This window comes from Cellulosimicrobium sp. SH8, assembly GCF_025818875.1.
Lineage (GTDB): Bacteria > Actinomycetota > Actinomycetes > Actinomycetales > Cellulomonadaceae > Cellulosimicrobium > Cellulosimicrobium cellulans_D.
Window position 1 is genome coordinate 202,043 of the sequence record NZ_JAMXMH010000012.1, and the last position, 19,768, is coordinate 221,810.

The following is a 19,768-nucleotide window of genomic DNA, read 5'->3' on the forward strand; positions in this document are numbered from 1 at the left end:
CTGTGGCGAGATCAGGGGGGAGATGTCACGTCCGGCCGTGGACCGGAACTCCCTCAGTCCGGACCGCGGGACCGTCGTCGGCATCGGTCTCTGGGCTTCCACCATAGTGACATCGGCGTCATGATGCGGACCGTCGGAGGTGGCGGAACGCCCCTGCGCGGGGGGTTTGTGACTGATCCCACAGCCCGCGGGGGAACTGCGCGCCTCACTATGCTGCCCCCATGGCCTCTTCGCCTCAGCCCTCGTCCGCCGTGCCCGCGGCGCCGATCCCCGGTTTCCACGCCGTCGTCCCGGCGGGAGGGGCGGGCACGCGGTTGTGGCCGCTGTCGCGCGCGGGATCGCCCAAGTTCCTGCTCGACCTCACAGGGTCGGGTCGCTCCCTCCTGCAGGCGACGGTCGACCGCCTGGTGCCGCTCGCGGGCGCGCAGGGTGTCGTCCTCGTCACGGGTGACCGGCACGTCGCCGCGGCGCGCACCCAGCTCCCGGGGCTGCCGGCCGAGAACGTGCTGGCGGAGCCGTCGCCGCGCGACTCGATGGCGGCGATCGGGCTCGCCGCCGCGGTCCTCGAGCAGCGGCACGGGGACGTCGTCGTCGGCTCGTTCGCCGCGGACCAGGTCATCACGGGCCGGGACGCGTTCGAGTCGTCGGTCCGGGAGGCGGTGGAGGCGGCCCGCGCCGGCTACGTCGTGACGATCGGCATCGCGGCGTCACGGCCGTCGACGGCGTTCGGGTACGTCCACAGCGGCGCGCCGCTCGGCGTCGCGGGGGCGCCGAGCGCGCAGCACGTGCGCGGCTTCACGGAGAAGCCGGACGCCGCGACCGCGCAGCGCTACCTCGCGTCCGGCGAGTACCGGTGGAACGCCGGCATCTTCATCGTGCGGTCCTCCGTGCTGCTGGGGCACCTCGCCGACCAGCGTCCCGAGCTGCACGACGGCCTGCGCGCGATCGCCGCCGTCTGGGACGGCCCTGACCGCGACCGCGTGCTCGCCGAGCGCTGGCCGGCGCTCGAGCGGATCGCGATCGACCACGCCGTCGCCGAGCCGGTCGCCGCCGTGGGCGGCGTGGCGGTGGTGCCCGGCACGTTCGGCTGGGACGACGTGGGCGACTTCAACTCGCTCGCCGCGCTGCTGCCCTCCGTCGACGGCGCGGGCTCGAAGGTCCTCGGCGACACGGGTCGGGTCGTCCGCCGGGAGAGCGCCGGGTCGGTGGTCGTGCCGGCGAGCGACCGGGTCGTCACGGTGCTGGGCCTCGACGACGTCGTCGTCGTGGACACCCCGGACGCCCTGCTCGTCACGACGCGGGCCCGCGCCCAGCAGGTGAAGTCGATGGTCGACACGGTGCGCGAGCTCGGGATGGACGAGCTCCTGTGAGCGCCGACGTGACGCTCGCCGCCCGGATCGGCGCCGCCGTCGCGCGCCACGTGGACGAGGTCATCGCGATCCGTCGCGACATCCACGCCCACCCGGAGGTCTCGCGGGCCGAGACCCGGACGACGGCGCTGCTCGCCGACCGGCTGCGCGCCGCGGGGCTCGAGCCGCGGCTCCTGCCCGGGACGGGCCTCGTGTGCGACGTCGGCCCGCAGCCCGGGGACGCGGCCGCGCCGTCGTCCGACGGCGCGTCGTCGGACGCCCCGGGCCGTGTCGCCCTGCGCGCCGACATCGACGCGCTGCCGCTGCAAGACAGGTGCGACCTCCCGTGGGCCTCGACGGTCCCGGGCGTGGCGCACGCGTGCGGGCACGACGTGCACACGGCGGCGGTGCTCGGCGCCGGGCTGGTCCTCGCGGACCTGCACGCGCAGGGCGAGCTGGGCCGCGGGGTGCGGCTCGTGTTCCAGCCGGCCGAGGAGGTCCAGCCGGGCGGGTCGCTCGACGTGCTCGCCGCCGGTGCCATGGACGGCGTCGACGAGATCTACGCCGTGCACTGCGACCCGAAGGTCGACGTGGGCCGCATCGGGACGCGCATCGGTCCCATCACGTCCGCCTCCGACGAGGTCTCCGTGACCATCGCGTCCCCCGGCGGGCACACGTCCCGCCCGCACCTCACGGGCGACGTGGTGTACGCGCTGGGCCAGGTCATCACGCAGGTCCCCGCGGTGCTGGGCCGGAGGCTGGACCCGCGCTCGGGCGTGAACCTCACGTGGGGCGCCGTGCACGCGGGGTCCGCGCACAACGCGATCCCGAGCACGGGGACCGTGCGGGGCACCCTGCGCTGCCTGGACGTGCGCGCGTGGGAGTTCGCGGGGCAGGTGCTGCACGACGCCGTCGAGCAGGTCGTCGCACCGTACGAGGTCGAGGTGACCGTGCACCACACGCGCGGCGTGCCGCCCGTCGAGAACGACGAGCGTTGCACGGGGCTGCTCGAGGCGGCCGCGCGCGACGTCCTCGGCCCGGACTCCGTGCTCCTCACCGAGCAGTCGCTCGGGGGAGAGGACTTCGCCTGGTACCTGACGAAGGTCCCCGGCGCGATGGCGCGGCTCGGCACGCGGACGCCGGGCGGGCGCAGCTACGACATCCATCAGGGCGACCTCCAGGTCGACGAGCGCGCCGTCGACGCGGGGATGCGGCTCCTGGCCCGCGTCGCCGCCGGTCAGGGTGGGTGAAGCGGTCCCGAACCGTGGACAGGGGTGTGTCACGCCTCAGACGCAAAGTGACGCTTGCATAACGAAGCAGCCGCGTTACCGGCAAGTAACGTGCAGGACCCCTCCGGCTGATTAGTGTTCGGTCCTATAGAGGCCGACGGACCGGTCCTCCCGTGCAACGACGCTCGGGAGGACCCAGGGGTCCTTCCCTGCGCGGCCCTGCTACGAGAACGACAGGAGCTATCAGGTGAAGAGAGCGACTCAGGTCACCGCGCTCGCGGCCGTCGCCGCGCTCGCGCTGGCCGCGTGCGGCGCCGCGCCCGAGGACGACGAGACCACCGGCGGCGGCGAGAACACCGCGGGCGGCAACTCCGACTTCTCCGCGTGCATGGTGTCCGACGCCGGCGGGTTCGACGACCAGTCCTTCAACCAGTCCGGCTACGAGGGCCTCATGCAGGCCAAGGACGAGCTCGGCATCACGACCCACGAGGTCGAGTCGCAGGCGGACACGGACTACGCGCCCAACATCGACAGCCTCGTGCAGCAGGGCTGCAACCTCATCATCGGCGTCGGCTTCCTCCTCGAGGACCCGATCCAGACCGCTGCCGAGGCCAACCCCGACACGCACTTCGCGCTGATCGACTCCGCGTTCTCCGACGCGGACTTCAACCCGGTCGAGATCGACAACGCCAAGCCGATCCTGTTCAACACCGCCGAGGCGGCGTTCCTCGCCGGCTACCTCGCGGCGGGCATGACCGAGTCGGGCACGGTCGCGACCTTCGGCGGCATCCAGATCCCGTCGGTCGCCATCTTCATGGACGGCTACGTCGACGGCGTCGCGAAGTACAACGAGGACAACGGCACCGACGTCAAGGTCCTCGGCTGGGACAAGGCGGCCCAGACGGGCACCTTCACCGGTGACTTCGACAACCAGGCCAACGGCCAGAACGTCACGCAGGGCTTCATCGACCAGGGCGCGGACATCATCATGCCCGTCGCCGGTCCGGTGGGTCTGGGCGCGGCGGCGGCGGCCGAGGGCGCCGGCGCCAAGATCATCTGGGTCGACTCGGACGGCTTCCTCACGACGGACTACGGGAGCCTCATCCTCACGTCGGTCATGAAGCAGATCGGCCCGGCCGTGTTCGACACCGTGAAGGAGTCGGCGGACGGCAACTTCACCAACGAGCCGTACGTCGGGACGCTCGAGAACGAGGGCGTCGGCCTCGCGCCGTTCCACGACTTCGAGGACGCGGTCCCGGCCGAGCTGCAGGACCAGCTCGCGCAGTACCAGGAGCAGATCATCGCGGGCGACCTCGTCGTCGAGTCGCCGAACTCGCCGTGACGCGACGCTGAACCCGCCGGCCGCCTCCGGGCAGCCGGCACCGGTGGCCCGGGCACCACGCCCGGGCCACCGTCATGACGACGACGGGGTCGTCGGGCCTGCGACGACGTCCACGGGGCCACGACGCGCCGCGCTCCCGCGAGTGCGGTTCGATGGAGTACCGCGACGTGTGCGGGGCCGGGCACCGCGACGAACACTGCGAAGCACGAGGAGAGGCAGACCGGTGAAGCTGGAGCTGCGCGGGATCACGAAGGTCTTCGGGTCCCTGGTCGCCAACGACCACATCGACCTGGTCATCGAGCCCGGCGAGATCCACGCCCTGCTCGGGGAGAACGGCGCGGGCAAGAGCACGCTCATGAACGTGCTGTACGGGCTGTACGACCCGGACGACGGGCAGATCCTCGTCGACGACGCCCCGGTGCAGTTCACCGGCCCCGGGGACGCGATGGCCGCCGGCATCGGCATGGTGCACCAGCACTTCATGCTGGTGCCCGTGTTCTCGGTCGCGGAGAACGTCGCGCTCGGGCACGAGCCCGTCAAGGGCGCGGGCCTCATCGACGCCCGGCGCGCACGGCGGCTGGTCCAGGAGATCTCGGACCGCTTCGGGTTCGAGGTGAACCCGGACGCGATGGTCGAGGACATCCCGGTCGGCGTGCAGCAGCGCGTCGAGATCATCAAGGCGCTCTCGCGCGACGCGCGCGTGCTCATCCTGGACGAGCCGACCGCCGTGCTCACCCCGCAGGAGACCGACGAGCTCATCGCGATCATGCGCCAGCTCAAGGCGGCGGGGACCTCGATCGTCTTCATCACCCACAAGCTGCGCGAGGTGCGCGCGGTCGCGGACCGCATCACCGTCATCCGTCGCGGGAAGGTCGTCGGCACGGCCGACCCCAGCGCGAGCGAGACCGAGCTCGCGTCCCTCATGGTCGGCCGCTCCGTCTCGCTCGGCGTCGACAAGGCACCGGCGGACGCGGGAGAGGCGACGTTCCGCGTGGACGACCTCACCGTCATGGACGACGCGGGGACCGCGGTGGTCGACCGGGTGAGCCTCGACGTCGCGCGCGGCGAGATCCTCGTGGTCGCGGGGGTCCAGGGCAACGGTCAGACCGAGCTCACGGAGACGATCGTGGGCCTGCGCAAGCCGGTCGCGGGCTCGATCCGCCTCGACGACAGGGAGCTGGTGGGCCGCAGCGTCTCCCAGGTGCTCGAGGCCGGGGTCGGGTACGTCCCCGAGGACCGCAGCACCGACGGGATCATCGGGACGTTCTCCGTCGAGGAGAACCTCGTCCTGGACCTCGTGACGTCGCCGCCGTTCTCCCGGGGCGGGGCACTGGCGCGCGGCACCATCCGCGACAACGCGGAGCAGCGCATCGTCGAGTTCGACGTGCGCACGCAGTCCGTCGAGGCTCCCGCCGGGACGCTGTCGGGCGGCAACCAGCAGAAGGTGGTCCTGGCGCGCGAGATGTCGCGCCCGCTGCGCCTGCTCATCGCGTCGCAGCCCACGCGCGGTCTCGACGTGGGCTCGATCGAGTTCGTGCACCAGCGCATCGTCTCCGAACGGGACAACGGGACGCCCGTGATCATCGTGTCGACCGAGCTCGACGAGGTGCTCGCGCTCGCCGACCGGATCGCCGTCATGTACCGCGGTCGCGTCGTCGGGGTCGTCCCGGGCGACACGGACCGCGACGTCCTCGGCCTCATGATGGCCGGGGTCCCGCTCGAGGAGGCCGTCGTCCAGGCCGCCGAGCACCACACGACCCTCGGCGAGGCCGACATCGTCGCGGAGGACGCGCCGTCCGGCACGGGCGCCGACCACGACACGGACGCGGCCGCCGCCCGCGAGGAGGAGATCCAGTGACCCAGCAGGCAACGCCCGACGACGCCGGGGCGCTCCCGCCGACGCCGGCGCCTCCCAGCGACACCCCGAAGACGGAGCCGCCCGCGGGCCAGAACATCCTGCGCGAGATGCTCGAGAGCAGCTGGCTGGTCTCGCTGCTCGCGATCGTGGCCGCGCTGATCCTCGGCGGCGTCCTCATCGCGGCGGCCGACCCGGCGGTCCAGGAGGCGGCGACGTACTTCTTCGCGCGCCCGTCGGACTTCTTCGCCGCGGTGTGGAACGCCGTGTTCGGCGCGTACAGCGCCCTGTTCCAGGGCGCCGTCATCAACTTCCAGGCGCCCGACCTCGCCCGCGCGCTGCGACCGCTCACCGAGACGATGACGGTGGCGACGCCGCTCATCCTGGCCGGCCTGGGTCTGGGCATCGGCTTCCGTGCGGGCCTGTTCAACATCGGTGCGCAGGGTCAGATCATCCTCGGTGGCATCTTCGCCGGGTTCATCGGCTTCACGTTCGCGCTGCCGCCCGGCCTGCACCTGCTGCTCGCCGTGCTCGGCGCGGCGCTCGGCGGGGCGATCTGGGCGAGCATCGCCGGTGTGCTCAAGGCACGGACCGGCGCGCACGAGGTGATCGTCACGATCATGCTCAACAACATCGCGATCTACCTCGTCGCGTACCTGCTCACCACCCCGGCGTTCCAGCGACCGGGGAGCAGCAACCCGATCAGCCCGCCGATCCCCGGCAGCGCGACGTTCCCGCTGCTGCTCGGCGAGGGCTTTCGCCTCCACCTCGGCTTCGTCCTCGCGCTCCTCGTGGCGGTGGGCGTCTGGTGGCTCATGGAGCGCTCGACGCTCGGCTTCCGGTTCCGCGCGGTCGGCGAGAACCCGAACGCCGCGCGCACCGCGGGCATGTCGGTGCCGTGGACCACGGTCTGGGTCATGGCGATCGCCGGTGCCCTCGCCGGCCTCGCCGGCAGCGCCCAGGTGCTCGGCACGGAGAAGGTGCTCACCGCGGGCGTCGCGGCGAGCTTCGGCTTCGACGCGATCACGGTGGCCCTCCTCGGCCGGTCCCGCCCGCTCGGGACGGTCCTCGCGGGCCTCCTCTTCGGCGCGCTGCGCGCCGGCGGCTTCGCGATGCAGGCGCGGACCGGGACGCCGATCGACATCGTGCTCGTCGTCCAGTCCCTCATCGTGCTCTTCATCGCCGCCCCGCCGCTCGTGCGGGCGATCTTCCGGCTGCCCACGCCGGGCGGCCCGACGCGGGCCGAGCGCCACGCCGCGAGGCAGCGCGCGAAGGCGGCCACGACCACCACGACGACGCAGGAGGCCGGAGCATGAGCACCGCGACCACCACCCCGGCCCCCGCGACCGCATCGGGGCGCGCCGCCAAGCCGCTGCCCCCGATCAGCTGGAAGGCCCCCATCGCCTACGCGGTCATCGGGCTGCTCTCGCTCGTCTTCTTCGCGCTCCTGCCGGCCGGCGGGACGCAGACGACGTTCCGCCTCTCCACCGCGAGCGACTTCTTCCAGATCGAGCCGATCTCCGTCAGCTCGACCGGGGCCGCCCTGTTCCTGTCGATCCTCGCTCTCCTCCTCGCGGGCCTGTCCTTCTGGGCCGCGCGCGACCGCCGCAAGGTCGGCATCTGGCTGCCCATCGTCTTCGGCGTCGCCGTCGTCTTCGCGTTCCTGTGCTGGGCGGGGGCGGGCAAGTCCGCGATCCCGCTCACGGGTCTGCTGCAGGGCTCGCTCTTCCTCGCGGTCCCGCTGGTGTTCGGCGCGCTCTCCGGCGTGCTCTGCGAGCGGGTCGGCATCATCAACATCGCGATCGAGGGTCAGCTCCTCGCGGGCGCGTTCCTCGCCGCGGTCGTCGCCTCGCTCACGTCGTCGGCGTACGCGGGTCTCATCGCGGCCCCGATCGCGGGCGCCCTCGTGGGCGTGCTGCTCGTCCTCTTCTCGGTGAAGTACTGGGTGAACCAGATCATCGTCGGCGTCGTGCTCAACGTGCTCGTGGTCGGCGTGACGAGCTACCTGTACTCGACGATCCTCACCGAGGACTCCGCGACCTGGAACTCGCGCAACCCGCTGCCGGTCATCGAGATCCCGGTCCTGTCGCAGATCCCTGTCGTCGGGCCCGTGCTGTTCCGCCAGACCCTGCTCGTCTACATCATGTACGTCGTCGTGATCCTGCTCCAGGTCTTCCTCTTCCGGAGCCGCTGGGGCCTGCGCCTGCGCGCGGTCGGCGAGCACCCCAAGGCCGCCGACACCGTCGGCATCAAGGTCAACGCGACCCGCGTGCGCAACACGATCCTCGGCGGCGCGGTCGCGGGCCTCGGCGGCGCCTTCTTCACGGTCGCGTCGGGGCTCGCGTTCGGCAAGGAGATGACGGGCGGCAAGGGCTTCATCGCCCTCGCGGCCATGATCCTCGGGCGCTGGAACCCGGTGGGCGCGCTCGTCGCGGCGCTCCTGTTCGGGTTCTCGGACAACCTCCAGACGGTGCTCGGCATCGTGGGCACGCCGATCCCGAGCCAGATCATGCTCATGACGCCGTACGTCGTGACGATCTTCGCCGTCGCTGGTCTCGTCGGGCGCGTGCGCCCGCCGGCCGCCGAGGGCATCCCCTACGTGAAGTGAGGCCGCGGTGCCGATGACGGACGTCGACTGGGACGCGCTGCGCGACGCCGCGCGCGAGATCATGACCCGCGCGTACGCCCCCTACTCGGGCTTCCCGGTGGGGGCGGCGGCACTCGTGGACGACGGCCGCGTCGTCGTCGGGTGCAACGTCGAGAACGCCGCGTACGGCGTGACGCTGTGCGCCGAGTGCTCGCTCGTGAGCTCGCTCGTCGGGACGGGCGGGGGCCGCCTCGTGGCGTTCGCGTGCGTGGACCGGCACGGGGCGACCCTCATGCCGTGCGGTCGCTGCCGGCAGCTCCTGTGGGAGCACGGGGGCCCCGACCTGCTGGTCGACACCGTGCGTGGTATCAAGACGATGAAGGACGTGCTGCCCGACGCCTTCGGGCCCGAGGATCTGGAGGATCGCTCGTGACCAGCGACGACGTGACCCCGCAGGGTGGCGGGACCGAGGACCAGGAGGCCACGGCCGAGGGACCGGCGCCCGAGCCGTTCGACGCGGTCGACGTCATCCGGACGAAGCGTGACGGCGCGCGGCTCGACCCGGCGCAGATCGACTGGGTGATCGACGCCTACACGCGTGGCGTCGTGGCCGAGGAGCAGATGGCCGCGCTCGCGATGGCGATCTACCTCAACGGCATGGACCGGACCGAGATCGGCCGCTGGACGCAGGCGATGATCGCCTCGGGCGAGCGGATGGACTTCTCGGGGCTCTCGCGACCGACCGCGGACAAGCACTCGACCGGGGGCGTGGGGGACAAGATCACGCTGCCGCTCGCACCGCTCGTCGCGGTGTACGGCGTCGCGGTGCCGCAGCTCTCCGGGCGTGGACTCGGGCACACGGGCGGCACGCTCGACAAGCTCGAGGCGATCCCGGGGTGGCGAGCGGCGCTGACCAACGAGCAGATGATGAACGCGCTCGAGCACGTCGGCGCGGTGATCTGCCAGGCGGGTTCCGGCCTGGCGCCCGCGGACCGGCTGCTGTATGCGCTGCGCGACGTCACGGGCACGGTCGAGTCCATCCCGCTCATCGCGAGCTCGATCATGAGCAAGAAGATCGCGGAGGGCACCGGGGCTCTGGTGCTCGACGTCAAGGTCGGGTCCGGCGCGTTCATGAAGGAGCTCGACTCGGCGCGCGAGCTCGCGCGGACCATGGTCGACCTCGGCACCGACGCGGGCGTGCGCACGGTGTCCCTCCTCACCGACATGTCGACGCCGCTCGGCCTGACCGCGGGCAACGCGCTCGAGGTGCGCGAGTCCGTCGAGGTGATGCAGGGCGCCGGACCCCAGGACGTCGTCGACCTCACGGTCGCGCTCGCGCTGGAGATGCTCGCCGGGGCGGGACGCCCGCAGGACGAGGACGACGTGCGGCACGCGCTCGTGGGCGGTCGCGCACTCGACAAGTGGCGCGAGATGATCGCGGAGCAAGGTGGCGACTCGCGCGCCCCGCTGCCCGTCGCGCGCGAGCGCGAGCACGTCGTGGCCGACCGCGACGGCGTCCTCGAGCGGCTCGACGCGTACGCCGTCGGGGTCGCCGCGTGGCGCCTGGGCGCGGGCCGTGCGCGCAAGGAGGACCCGGTGCAGGCGGGCGCGGGCGTCGAGCTGTTCGCCAAGCCGGGCGACCCGGTGCGCAAGGGCCAGCACCTCATGACGCTCCACACCGACACCCCGGAGCGCTTCGAGCGGGCCGTGCAGGCGCTCGAGGGGGCATGGGGGATCGCGGACCCGGGCACCGTCGTCGAGCGCGGGCCCGTCGTCCTGGACCGCGTCGACTGAGCGTGGCACCTGACGAGCCGCGCGCCGGCGAGCCGGCTGACACGCGTCGGCCGCGCTCCGTCTACGGGGTCGGGACCGAGCCCGACGCCCGGTTCAGCCTCGCCAACGAGCGCACGGCGCTCGCGTGGGTGCGCACGGGCCTCGGCCTGGTCGCGGGAGGCGTCGCGCTCACGTCGTTCGCGACGTTCGCCGACATGCCGGGCGTCCTCGACGTCGTCGCCGGCGTCGCGTGCCTCGTGGGCGCCGGGTTCGCGGGCTACGCGCTCGTCTCCTGGCGCCGCAACGAGCGCGCGCTGCGCCTGCGTCGGCGGCTGCCCGCCCCGAGCGGGCTGCCCGTGCTCGTGGCGGGGGTCGTGGTCCTCGCGCTGCTGCTCGCGGGCTACGCCGTGGGTTCGGCGAGCGGGCCGTGAGCACGCCGCCGGGGGAGGTGCCCTCGCCGCCGGCCCGGGACGAGGGGATGCAGCCGGAGCGCACGGCGCTCGCGTGGCAGCGGACGGTGCTCGGCGTGGTCGTGGGCGCGCTCCTGCTGGCCGGCGCGGGGCTCCGCTCGGGGTCGACGGTCACGGTGTGCGCGGCGGTCGCCGTCGGGGTGCTGGCGCTCGTCCCCGCCGTCCTGAGGCCCCCGACCGGCGGGCTGCCCGGCGACGGGCGGCTGTACTCGTGGTCCTTCCTGGTGCGCGTCGCGAGCCTTGTCGTCGTGCTGGCCGTCGTGGGCGCCGTCTGGGCGCTCGGCCGGGCGCTGGGGACGGCATGAACCTCCGCGGCGGGCTCGGCGCGCTCCGCGTCACCGACCTCGCGCGGCTCGTGCCCGCGCGCGCGGTGCCGCAGGCGCCTCCTGGCGGCGTCTACCGGCCCGACGGCGGGACAGACCGGGCGCTCGGCCTCGCCCGCCGCGCGGGCCACCCCGAGGACCGGGTGCGCGCGCTCGCCGGCACGCTCGGTGCGCTCGATCCCAGAGCCCGGCGCGCCGTCGTCGACCCGCTGGGTCGTACGGCCTCCGTGACGTCGCGCGACGACCGCAGGGTCCGACCGCTCGAGCTCGGCGGGGAGCCGGCGCGCCAGACCGACGCGACGACGTGCGGCTCGGCGGTGCTCGGGCTGCTCGCCGCGGCCGGCGACCCGGTGCTCGCGCTGTGGCTCGCCACGGGCCTGCGACCGGGCGACGACCCCGGGCCGGGCGGTCGCTCCTGGCCGGGCGGTGCGGCGCGGTTCGGGGAGCTGCAGCGGGTGGTGAAGCGGCGCACCAACCACGCCGCCCTCGGCCCGTTGCCGTGGCCCGCGTCCCTCGGGACCCCGCCGTGGGGCGCCGCGCGGGCCGCTCGCCACGCGGACGTGCGCTACACCGAGCGTGTCGTCGCCGCAGACCGGGACGAGCGCGGCCCCGTGGTCCGGGCCGCCCTTGTCGCGGCCGCGCGCGGCGTGCCCGTCCCGCTCTTCACCGGGGGCGACCTCGCCCTCGGCGTCGCGACCGCCGTGCCGCGCCACGTCGTGCTGCTCACCGACGTCGACGCCGACGACGGCACCGTGTCCGGCGCTCGGGCGCGGCGCTGCCGAGTCTACGAGCCGTCCTCGGGCACGGTGCACGACCTGGACGTGGCGTCGCTGCTCGACGGCGCCCGCCAGCCCGCGGTGCGGAGCGCGCTCGGGGGCTGGCCGCACGTCTGCTGGGCGCTCCTGCCCGTCGTCGGCCGGGCTGGCGAGGCCCCGCACCCGGCGGGAGGATGAAGACGGCCGCCACGGCCGTGGCGCGCCGAGTCGTCAGGTGAGGAGTCGCGATGAGCACCGTGCCCGGGAACGACGCGTGGCGGGACGCCGGCCTGGTCGAGCAGGACGACGAGGTCGTGAGCCTGGTCGAGGAGTCCGAGGACGACGGCCCCGGCGTCGACGACGCCGAGCACGAGAGCGACGAGTACCGTCCGCGCACCGCGCGCCCCGACCTCGAGGGCGAGGCGAACGAGGCCGACGTCGTCGAGCAGGCGTCGGCCGTGCCGGGCGAGGAGGACGACTACGCCTGACCGGCCCCGGGCGCCCGGCCGTTCGGCGCGAGCGCAGGCGTACCGGCCGGTACCGTGAGCGCATGACCACCGAGAACGCCCCCCTGACGGTCGACGTCATCCGCTCGCTGCCCAAGGTCGTGCTGCACGACCACCTCGACGGGGGACTGCGCCCCGCCACGATCCTCGAGCTCGCCGCCGACGTCGGGCACCAGCTCCCGGCGGGCGACGCCGAGTCCCTCGGCGCCTGGTTCGCCGAGTCGGCCGACTCCGGCTCGCTCGTGCGCTACCTCGAGACGTTCGACCACACGATCGCCGTGATGCAGACGCGTGACGCGCTCGCGCGCGTGGCGCGCGAGGCGGTGCTCGACCTCGCGCGGGACGGCGTCGTGTACGCCGAGCAGCGGTGGGCGCCCGAGCAGCACCTCCAGCGCGGGCTCACGCTCCAGGAGACGGTGGACGCCGTCCAGTCCGGCATCGAGCAGGGCGTCGCTGAGGCTGAGGCCGAGGGCCGGACCATCCGCGTCGGGCAGCTCGTCACCGCCATGCGCCACGCCGACCGCTGGCAGGAGATCGCCGAGCTCGCCGTCGCGAACCGCGCGAACGGCGTCGTCGGGTTCGACATCGCGGGCGCCGAGGACGGGTTCCCGCCGTCGCGCCACGCCGAGATCTGGCGCTACCTCGCCGACCAGAACTTCCCCGTCACCATCCACGCGGGCGAGGCCGCCGGCCCGGGGTCGATCGCCGAGGCCGTGCACCTGGGCCAGGCGAGCCGCATCGGTCACGGCGTGCGCATCGTCGAGGACATCACGTTCGACCCGGAGCACCCGCACAGCGCGGAGGGCGAGTCCGGGACGGCCGCGCTCGGTCTCCTCGCACACTGGGTGCGCGACCATCAGATCCCGCTCGAGCTGTGCCCGTCGTCGAACGTGCAGACCGGTGCGGCGGCGTCGGTCGCGGACCACCCGATCACGCGCCTCAAGGAGCTCGACTTCGCGGTCACGCTCAACACGGACAACCGCCTCATGTCGCGCACGACGATGACCCAGGAGATGGCGCTCCTCGTCGAGCACGCCGGGTGGACGATCGACGACCTCGCCGACGTGACGATGACCGCCGCGTGGAGCGCGTTCGTCCACCACGACGAGCGGCGCGCGCTCGTCGACGACGTGATCCTCCCGGGCTACCAGGAGGTCCAGGGCGCCCAGCTCTGACGGAACCTGCAGACCCTCCCGCGGGTTGCTGACACGACCGTGGTGCCGTGATCGTCGATCACGGCACCACGGTCGTGCAGGGGGTCAGGCGCCCTTGGGGTGCCAGACCGTCTTGGTCTCGGTGAACGCGAGGATGCGCTGGGGGCGCGGGGCCTCGGTCCAGTCGGGCTCGGCGTCGTCGCCGCGACGGCCGACGGCGGGGCGCAGGACGCGCTTCACCGAGTCGGCCGCGGCGGCCTCGAGCTCGCCCCACGCGACGCCCTCGGCGCCGACGGCGCCCGCGAGGTCGATCGCGTTGACGTCGAGGTGCGACGCGAGCGGGGGAGCGAGCTCCTGGGTGAAGCCCGTGAGGACGTTGACGACGCCGCCCGGGACGTCCGACGTCGCGAGTACCTCGGACAGCGTGACGGCCGGGATCGGGCGCCGCTCGCTCGCGACGACGATCACGGCGTTGCCCGTGACGAGCGGCGGGACGATCGTCGAGACGAGGCCGAGCAGCGACGAGCGTTGCGGGGCGAGCACGACGACCACGCCCGTCGGCTCGGGCGAGGACAGGTTGAAGTACGGGCCGGCGACCGGGTTGGCGGAGCCGGCGACCTGCGCGACCTTGTCCGTCCAGCCCGCGTACCAGACCCAGCGGTCGATCGCCTCGGAGACCGCGACCTCGGCCTGGCGCGCCGTGAGCCCCTCGCCCGCGACGACCTCGGCGACGAACTGCTCGCGGCGCCCCTCCAGCATCTCCGCGACGCGGTAGAGCACCTGGCCGCGGTTGTACGCCGTCGCACCGGCCCACTTCGCCTGCGCGGCGCGTGCGGCGACGACGGCCTCGCGCGCGTCCTTGCGCGAGCCCTGGGCGACGTTCGCGAGGAACCGGCCCTTGGCGTCCGTCACCTCGTAGGTGCGGCCCGACTCGCTGCGGGGGAACTTCCCGCCGACGTAGAGCTTGTACGTCTTGCGCACCCCGAGGCGCTCGGGCGCCGTGCGGGTCGCGGTGGGCGCCTTCGTCGTGCGGGCCATCAGTAGGTGCTCCCCTCGATCAGGTAGGGCGCCAGGCCGTGCCGGCCGCCCTCGCGTCCGTAGCCCGACTCCTTGTAGCCGCCGAACGGGCTGGTCGGGTCGAACCGGTTGAAGGTGTTGGACCACACGACGCCCGCGCGGAGCTGGTCGGCCATCCAGAGGATGCGCGACCCCTTCTCGGTCCAGATCCCCGCCGACAGGCCGTACGGGGTGTTGTTCGCCTTGGCCACGGCCTCGGCGGGCGTGCGGAACGTCAGGACGCTCAGCACCGGGCCGAAGATCTCCTCGCGCGCGATGCGGTGCGCGGCGGAGACGCCCGTGAACAGGGTCGGGGCGAACCAGTAGCCCGACGACGGCAGCTCGCAGTCGGGGCTCCAGCGCGTGGCGCCCTCGGCGGTGCCCGCGTCGGTGAGCTCGGTGATGCGCGCGAGCTGCTGCGGCGAGTTGATCGCGCCGACGTCGGTGTTCTTGTCCATGGGGTCACCGACGCGCAGCGTGCCGAGGCGCGCCTTGAGCCGGTCCACGAGCTCCTCGGCGATCGACTCCTGCACGAGCAGGCGGGACCCGGCGCAGCACACCTGGCCCTGGTTGAAGAAGATGCCGTTGACGATGCCCTCGATCGCCTGGTCGATCGGCGCGTCGTCGAACACGATGTTCGCGGCCTTGCCGCCGAGCTCGAGCGTCGCGTGCTTGCGCGTGCCCGCGATCTCCTGGGCGATGCGCTTGCCGACCGGGGTCGAGCCGGTGAACGCGATCTTGTCGACGTCCGGGTGGTTGACCAGGGCCGAGCCCGTGGCACGCGCGCCGGTCACGATGTTGACGACGCCGGCCGGCAGCTCGGCCTGGCGGAGCAGGTCCGCGAACAGGAGCGCGGTCAGCGGCGTGGTCTCCGCGGGCTTGAGGACGACCGTGTTCCCCGTCGCGAGCGCCGGGGCGATCTTCCACGCGAGCATGAGCAGCGGGAAGTTCCACGGGATCACCTGCGCGGCGACGCCGTGCGGGCGCGGGTCGGGGCCGTAGCCCGCGTGCTCGAGCTTGTCCGCCCAGCCCGCGTAGTAGAAGAAGTGCGCGGCCGCCGTCGGGACGTCGACGTCGCGCGACTCGCGGATCGGCTTGCCGTTGTCGAGCGTCTCGAGCACCGCGAACTCGCGCGAGCGCTCGGCGAGCAGGCGCGCGATGCGGAACAGGTACTTGGCGCGCTCGCGGCCCGGCATGGGGCCCCACACCTTCTCCTGCGCGCGGCGCGCAGCGCGGACGGCGCGGTCGACGTCCTCCTCGGTCGCCTCCGCGACCTCGGCGAGGACCTCCTCCGTGGCGGGGTTGACGGTCTTGAACGAGCCCGAGTCCGACGCCGGCGTGAACTCGCCGTCGATGAACAGGCCGTACGACGACGCGATGTCGACGACGGCGCGCGACTCGGGGGCCGGCGCGTACTCGAACGGCGAGCCGGCCGTGCTAGCTGTGGTGGTCATGGTGTCCTTCAGTCCCGCTCAGTCGACGGTCACGTAGTCGGGGCCCCAGTAGGTGCCGGTGGCGAGCTTGTTGCGCTGCATGAGCACGTCGTTGAGCAGCGACGACGCCCCGAACCGGAACCAGTCCGGGTCGAGCCAGTCGCCGCCCGCGGTCTCGTTGACCGCGACGAGGTACTTGATGGCGTCCTTCGACGTGCGGATGCCGCCCGCGGGCTTGACCCCGATCGGGACGCCCGTGAGGGCGCGGAAGTCGCGCACGGCCTCGAGCATGACGATCGTCACCGGGAGCGTCGCGGCGGGCGAGACCTTGCCGGTGCTCGTCTTGATGAAGTCGGCGCCCGCGAGCATCGCGAGCCACGACGCGCGGCGCACGTTGTCGTACGTGGCGAGCTCGCCCGTCTCGAGGATGACCTTGAGGTGCGCGTGGTGCCCGTTCGCGCGGCACTCCTCGCGCACGGCGACGATGTCCTCGTAGACCTGGGAGTACCGGCCGGACAGGAACGCGCCGCGGTCGATGACCATGTCGATCTCGTCCGCGCCGGCCTCGACGGCGTCGCGCGTGTCCGCGAGGCGTACGGCGCGGCTCGCGCGGCCCGACGGGAACGCGGTCGAGACGGCGGCGACCTTGACGCCCGTCCCGGCGAGCGCCTCGACGGCGACGGGGACGAGGTCGTTGTACACGCACACGGCGGCGGCCGACGGGCACGACGGGTCTGCGGGCTCGGGGCGCACCGCCTTCGCGGCGAGCGCGCGCACCTTGCCGGGCGTGTCCGCGCCCTCGAGCGTCGTGAGGTCGACCATGCGGATGATCGTGTCGAGCGCCCAGGCCTTGGACGTGGTCTTGATCGATCGGGTGCCCAGGGCGGCCGCGCGGCCGTCGGCGCCCACCTTGTCCACCCCCGGCAGCCCGTGCAGGTAGCGGCGCCAGGCGGTGTCGTCGAGGAGGGCGGAACCCGTCACGGAGCGCGCGAGATCGGCGATCTCGGCAGCGGACCGGTCGGCCGAACCCGGGGTCGCCGGGGCCGTTCCGGCACCCGCCCGGCCGGTCTCGGCGACCGACGTCGGTGTCGTTGTGCTCATCGCCCCAGGTTACCCGTCGGTACGGCTCGCGTCGGGTCCGGTGGGTACCCCGGTCCGAGCCGTACCGGGGGTCACAGACCGAGGGCGCGCTCCATGTCGGCCGTGACGCGGTCGAGGCGCTCGCGGGCGGCGACCCGGGCCGCCGTGAGGTCGTCGCGCGAGGCGTCGGTGGCGACCGGGAGCACGACCTCGAGGTAGCACTTCACCTTGGGCTCGGTGCCGCTCGGCCGGACGATGACCCGCGTCCCGTCGGCGGTGAGGATGCGCACGCCGTCGGTGGGTGGCAGGCCGTCGAGACCGGCCGACAGGTCGGCGACGTCCGAGACGCCGGCGCCGGCGAGCGTGCGCGGGGGAGCGGCGCGCAGGTGCGTCATCGTCTCGCCGATGCGGTCGAGGTCGGTGAACCGCGCGGAGAGCTGGTCGCTCACGTGGAGGCCGTGCTGGCGTGCCAGGTCGTCGAGCGCGTCGACCAGCGAGCGCCCCTCGGCCTTGAGCCGGTTCGCGAGCTGCGCGACGAGCAGCGCGGCGCTGATCCCGTCCTTGTCCCGCACGTGCGCGGGGTCGACGCAGTAGCCGAGAGCCTCCTCGTACCCGAAGACGAGCCCGTCGACGCGCGAGATCCACTTGAAGCCCGTGAGCGTCGTCGCGAAGCCGAGGCCGTGCGCGGCGGCGATCTTCCCCAGCAGGCGGGAGGACACGACCGAGCACGCGAGCACGCCTCCGGCCGCACCGGACGCCGCGACGCGGCGCGCGACGTCGTCGCCGAGCAGCGCGCCGACCTCGTCGCCGTGCAGCATGCGCCACCCGTTGGAGCGCGCGGTCTCCGCGCCCTGGTAGGTGCCGACGCGCGGGTCGAACACCGCGACCGCGCAGCGGTCGGCGTCGGGGTCGTTGGCGAGCACGACGTCGGCGCTCGCGTCCTGCGCGACGGCGAGCGCGAGGTCCATCGCGCCCGGCTCCTCGGGGTTGGGGAACGCGACGGACGGGAAGTCGGGGTTCGGGTCGAGCTGCTCCTCGACCGGCACGACGGTCGTGAAGCCCGCGTCGCGCAGGACGTGCGCCACCGTCTCGCCGCCCACGCCGTGCAGCGCCGTGGTGACGACCTTGAGGCGGCGGGGGGCGCCGTCGGACAGCGCGAGGACCGAGCGGACGTACGCGCCGACGACCTCCCGGTCCAGGACGGTCCAGCCCCCGCTCGCACGCGGGACCGACCGCGCCGGTCCGACGGCCGCGATCGCGGCGGCGATGCGGGCGTCGTACGGCGGGACGATCTGGGCGCCCTGGCCGGAGTCCGTGACGACGCGCCCGCCGAGGTAGACCTTGTACCCGTTGTCGGCCGGCGGGTTGTGGCTCGCGGTCACCATGACGCCCGCGTCCGCGCCGAGGTGGCGCACCGCGAACGCGAGGACCGGCGTGGGCAGCGCCGACGGCAGCACGAGGACGTCGATCCCCGCCGCCGTGAGCACGGCCGCGCTGTCGACCGCGAACGTGCGCGAGCGGTGCCGGGCGTCGAACCCGACGACGACGCGCGGGCGGGCCGCGCCGCCGGCGCCCGCGGGGCCGAGCGCGCCCCGCAGGTACGCCCCGAGCCCCGCCGCCGCGCGGATCACGACCGCGCGGTTCATGCGGTGCGGACCGGCGGCCATGCGCCCGCGCAGCCCGGCGGTCCCGAACTCCAGCGGGCCGGAGAACCGGTCCTGCAGCTCGGCGAGGGCCGCGACGCGCACGTCGTGCTGACGCGGGTCGGGCGAGTCGGCCAGGTCGAGGAGGTGCCGGAGCTCGTCCTGGTCGCCCGCGTCGACGTCGTCGTCGATCCACGCGGCGATGCGCTCGAGGAACGCGCCGCGGTCGGTCCCCGGGTCGAACGTCGGGTCGTCGGCAGGGTCGGTCCGGTACCCGGCGGTGCGGTCCGTCATGTCACACCAGCTTCGCGATGTCGGCCAGGAGTGCGCTGATCCGCGGTCCCGCGGCCTGGCCGGCCTCGATGACCTCGGCGTGGGAGAGCGGCGTCGGGCTGATCCCGGCGGCGAGGTTCGTCACGAGCGAGACGCCGAGCACCTCCAGACCGCAGTGGCGGGCCGCGATGGCCTCGAGCGTGGTCGACATGCCGACCAGGTCGGCGCCGAGGACCCCCGCCATCCGCACCTCGGCCGGGGTCTCGTAGTGCGGCCCGGGGAACTGCGCGTACACGCCCTCCGGGAGGCTCGGGTCGACGCGGTGCGCGAGCTCGCGCAGGCGCGGCGAGTAGACGTCCGTGAGGTCGACGAACGTCGGGCCCTCCAGCGGGCTGCGGGCCGTGAGGTTGATGTGGTCCGAGAGCAGCACGGGCGTGCCCGCGCCCCAGTCCCGGTTGAGGCCACCGCACCCGTTGGTGAGGATCAGCGTCTCGGCGCCCGTGGCGGCGGCCGTGCGCACGCCGTGCACGACGGCGCGCACGCCCTTGCCCTCGTACAGGTGCGTGCGCGAGCCGAGCACCAGCGCGTGCCGGACCGAGCCGTCGGCGCGCTCGACCCGGATCGACCGGGTCACCGACAGGTGCCCCGAGACCGCGGGCGCGGAGAAGCCGGGGATCTCGTGCGTCGGGATCTCCGCGACGACGTCGCCCAGGAGCTCCGCGGCGCCGCCCCACCCCGAGCCCAGCACGAGCGCCAGGTCGTGCCCGTCGACCCCTGTCGCCTGCGCGATGTGGTCGGCGGCGGCCCTCGCCACGAGGAACGGGTCGGTCGCGGGGTCGTCGAGCGGGGGTGTGCTCGCAGGCGTCGTCGTCATGGTCGCAAGGCTAGTCCGTCCCCGGGCGCCCGACCCGACGAGCGGCGACGCCGCCGCACGGCCCTG

General features: G+C 73.7%; 18 protein-coding genes. 13 read left to right on the top strand and 5 right to left on the bottom strand.

Annotated features, from left to right (window positions below; translation table 11 throughout):
* The first annotated feature begins 221 nt into the window (after positions 1-221).
* The 13 genes from NF338_RS17310 (at position 222) to NF338_RS17370 (ending at position 13,364) form a co-directional block, all read left to right on the top strand.
* Positions 222-1,370, top strand: a complete 1,149-nt coding sequence (locus NF338_RS17310) for a mannose-1-phosphate guanylyltransferase (RefSeq protein WP_264031921.1) — start codon at positions 222-224, stop codon at positions 1,368-1,370.
* Positions 1,367-2,599 carry an amidohydrolase gene (locus NF338_RS17315; protein ID WP_264031922.1) on the top strand — a complete coding sequence of 411 codons (1,233 nt, stop codon included), beginning with the start codon at positions 1,367-1,369 and terminating at the stop codon, positions 2,597-2,599. The genes NF338_RS17310 and NF338_RS17315 overlap by 4 nt, the downstream gene beginning before the upstream one ends.
* A gap of 226 nt (positions 2,600-2,825) precedes the next feature.
* Positions 2,826-3,920 carry a BMP family lipoprotein gene (locus tag NF338_RS17320; protein ID WP_087471557.1) on the top strand — a complete coding sequence of 365 codons (1,095 nt, stop codon included), beginning with the start codon at positions 2,826-2,828 and terminating at the stop codon, positions 3,918-3,920.
* Between the two features lie 223 nt (positions 3,921-4,143).
* Positions 4,144-5,778 (top strand): ABC transporter ATP-binding protein, encoded by a 1,635-nt coding sequence (locus NF338_RS17325; RefSeq protein WP_264031923.1) that lies wholly within the window; start codon positions 4,144-4,146, stop codon positions 5,776-5,778.
* Entirely contained in the window at positions 5,775-7,091 is a 1,317-nt protein-coding gene (locus NF338_RS17330; protein WP_412847136.1) for an ABC transporter permease, read from the top strand. Before NF338_RS17325 ends, NF338_RS17330 begins: the two co-directional genes overlap by 4 nt.
* Positions 7,088-8,383: an ABC transporter permease gene (locus NF338_RS17335; RefSeq protein WP_087471559.1), complete on the top strand. Its 1,296-nt coding sequence runs from the start codon at positions 7,088-7,090 to the stop codon at positions 8,381-8,383. Before NF338_RS17330 ends, NF338_RS17335 begins: the two co-directional genes overlap by 4 nt.
* Before the next feature lie 13 nt (positions 8,384-8,396).
* A complete protein-coding gene (locus tag NF338_RS17340) occupies positions 8,397-8,795 on the top strand; it encodes a cytidine deaminase (RefSeq protein ID WP_264031924.1) in 399 nt (132 codons plus the stop codon).
* 11 nt (positions 8,796-8,806) lie between these two features.
* Complete coding sequence (locus NF338_RS17345; RefSeq protein ID WP_264031955.1) at positions 8,807-10,156, top strand: thymidine phosphorylase; 1,350 nt, start codon at positions 8,807-8,809, stop codon at positions 10,154-10,156.
* Positions 10,157-10,158: 2 nt separating this feature from the next.
* Positions 10,159-10,566, top strand: coding sequence for a YidH family protein (locus tag NF338_RS17350; protein WP_264031925.1), 408 nt, complete (start codon positions 10,159-10,161; stop codon positions 10,564-10,566).
* Entirely contained in the window at positions 10,563-10,910 is a 348-nt protein-coding gene (locus NF338_RS17355) for a DUF202 domain-containing protein (RefSeq protein ID WP_264031926.1), read from the top strand. The genes NF338_RS17350 and NF338_RS17355 overlap by 4 nt, the downstream gene beginning before the upstream one ends.
* The gene (locus NF338_RS17360) at positions 10,907-11,881 is read left to right on the top strand and encodes a hypothetical protein (RefSeq protein WP_264031927.1); all 975 of its coding nucleotides are present in this window, start codon (positions 10,907-10,909) and stop codon (positions 11,879-11,881) included. The genes NF338_RS17355 and NF338_RS17360 overlap by 4 nt, the downstream gene beginning before the upstream one ends.
* A gap of 50 nt (positions 11,882-11,931) precedes the next feature.
* Positions 11,932-12,171 carry a hypothetical protein gene (locus NF338_RS17365; protein WP_204540749.1) on the top strand — a complete coding sequence of 80 codons (240 nt, stop codon included), beginning with the start codon at positions 11,932-11,934 and terminating at the stop codon, positions 12,169-12,171.
* Positions 12,172-12,233: 62 nt separating this feature from the next.
* Positions 12,234-13,364 carry an adenosine deaminase gene (locus NF338_RS17370; RefSeq protein ID WP_264031928.1) on the top strand — a complete coding sequence of 377 codons (1,131 nt, stop codon included), beginning with the start codon at positions 12,234-12,236 and terminating at the stop codon, positions 13,362-13,364.
* Between the two features lie 84 nt (positions 13,365-13,448).
* Here NF338_RS17370 and NF338_RS17375 read toward each other — a convergent pair whose 3' ends face one another.
* From NF338_RS17375 to NF338_RS17395, 5 genes are all read right to left on the bottom strand, one after another.
* A complete protein-coding gene (locus NF338_RS17375) occupies positions 13,449-14,381 on the bottom strand; it encodes an aldehyde dehydrogenase family protein (protein ID WP_264031929.1) in 933 nt (310 codons plus the stop codon).
* Positions 14,381-15,853: an aldehyde dehydrogenase family protein gene (locus NF338_RS17380; RefSeq protein ID WP_253051099.1), complete on the bottom strand. Its 1,473-nt coding sequence runs from the start codon at positions 15,851-15,853 to the stop codon at positions 14,381-14,383. Before NF338_RS17380 ends, NF338_RS17375 begins: the two co-directional genes overlap by 1 nt.
* Positions 15,854-15,871: 18 nt before the next feature.
* Positions 15,872-16,933, bottom strand: a complete 1,062-nt coding sequence (deoC, locus tag NF338_RS17385; RefSeq protein WP_264031930.1) for a deoxyribose-phosphate aldolase — start codon at positions 16,931-16,933, stop codon at positions 15,872-15,874.
* Between the two features lie 71 nt (positions 16,934-17,004).
* Positions 17,005-18,849 (bottom strand): phospho-sugar mutase, encoded by a 1,845-nt coding sequence (locus NF338_RS17390; RefSeq protein WP_264031931.1) that lies wholly within the window; start codon positions 18,847-18,849, stop codon positions 17,005-17,007.
* Position 18,850: 1 nt separating this feature from the next.
* Positions 18,851-19,702 carry a purine-nucleoside phosphorylase gene (locus tag NF338_RS17395; RefSeq protein WP_087471569.1) on the bottom strand — a complete coding sequence of 284 codons (852 nt, stop codon included), beginning with the start codon at positions 19,700-19,702 and terminating at the stop codon, positions 18,851-18,853.
* Positions 19,703-19,768 lie beyond the last annotated feature (66 nt).

Excerpts from the sequence above, each read along its gene's own strand:
- NF338_RS17310 (WP_264031921.1), top strand. The coding sequence starts at position 222 with ATGGCCTCTTCGCCTCAGCCCTCGTCCGCCGTGCCCGCGGCGCCGATC.
- NF338_RS17335 (WP_087471559.1), top strand. The coding sequence starts at position 7,088 with ATGAGCACCGCGACCACCACCCCGGCCCCCGCGACCGCATCGGGGCGC.
- NF338_RS17340 (WP_264031924.1), top strand. The coding sequence starts at position 8,397 with ATGACGGACGTCGACTGGGACGCGCTGCGCGACGCCGCGCGCGAGATC.
- NF338_RS17360 (WP_264031927.1), top strand. The coding sequence starts at position 10,907 with ATGAACCTCCGCGGCGGGCTCGGCGCGCTCCGCGTCACCGACCTCGCG.
- NF338_RS17365 (WP_204540749.1), top strand. The coding sequence starts at position 11,932 with ATGAGCACCGTGCCCGGGAACGACGCGTGGCGGGACGCCGGCCTGGTC.
- NF338_RS17370 (WP_264031928.1), top strand. The coding sequence starts at position 12,234 with ATGACCACCGAGAACGCCCCCCTGACGGTCGACGTCATCCGCTCGCTG.
- NF338_RS17375 (WP_264031929.1), bottom strand. The coding sequence starts at position 14,381 with ATGGCCCGCACGACGAAGGCGCCCACCGCGACCCGCACGGCGCCCGAG.
- NF338_RS17380 (WP_253051099.1), bottom strand. The coding sequence starts at position 15,853 with ATGACCACCACAGCTAGCACGGCCGGCTCGCCGTTCGAGTACGCGCCG.
- deoC (WP_264031930.1), bottom strand. The coding sequence starts at position 16,933 with ATGAGCACAACGACACCGACGTCGGTCGCCGAGACCGGCCGGGCGGGT.
- NF338_RS17390 (WP_264031931.1), bottom strand. The coding sequence starts at position 18,849 with ATGACGGACCGCACCGCCGGGTACCGGACCGACCCTGCCGACGACCCG.
- NF338_RS17395 (WP_087471569.1), bottom strand. The coding sequence starts at position 19,702 with ATGACGACGACGCCTGCGAGCACACCCCCGCTCGACGACCCCGCGACC.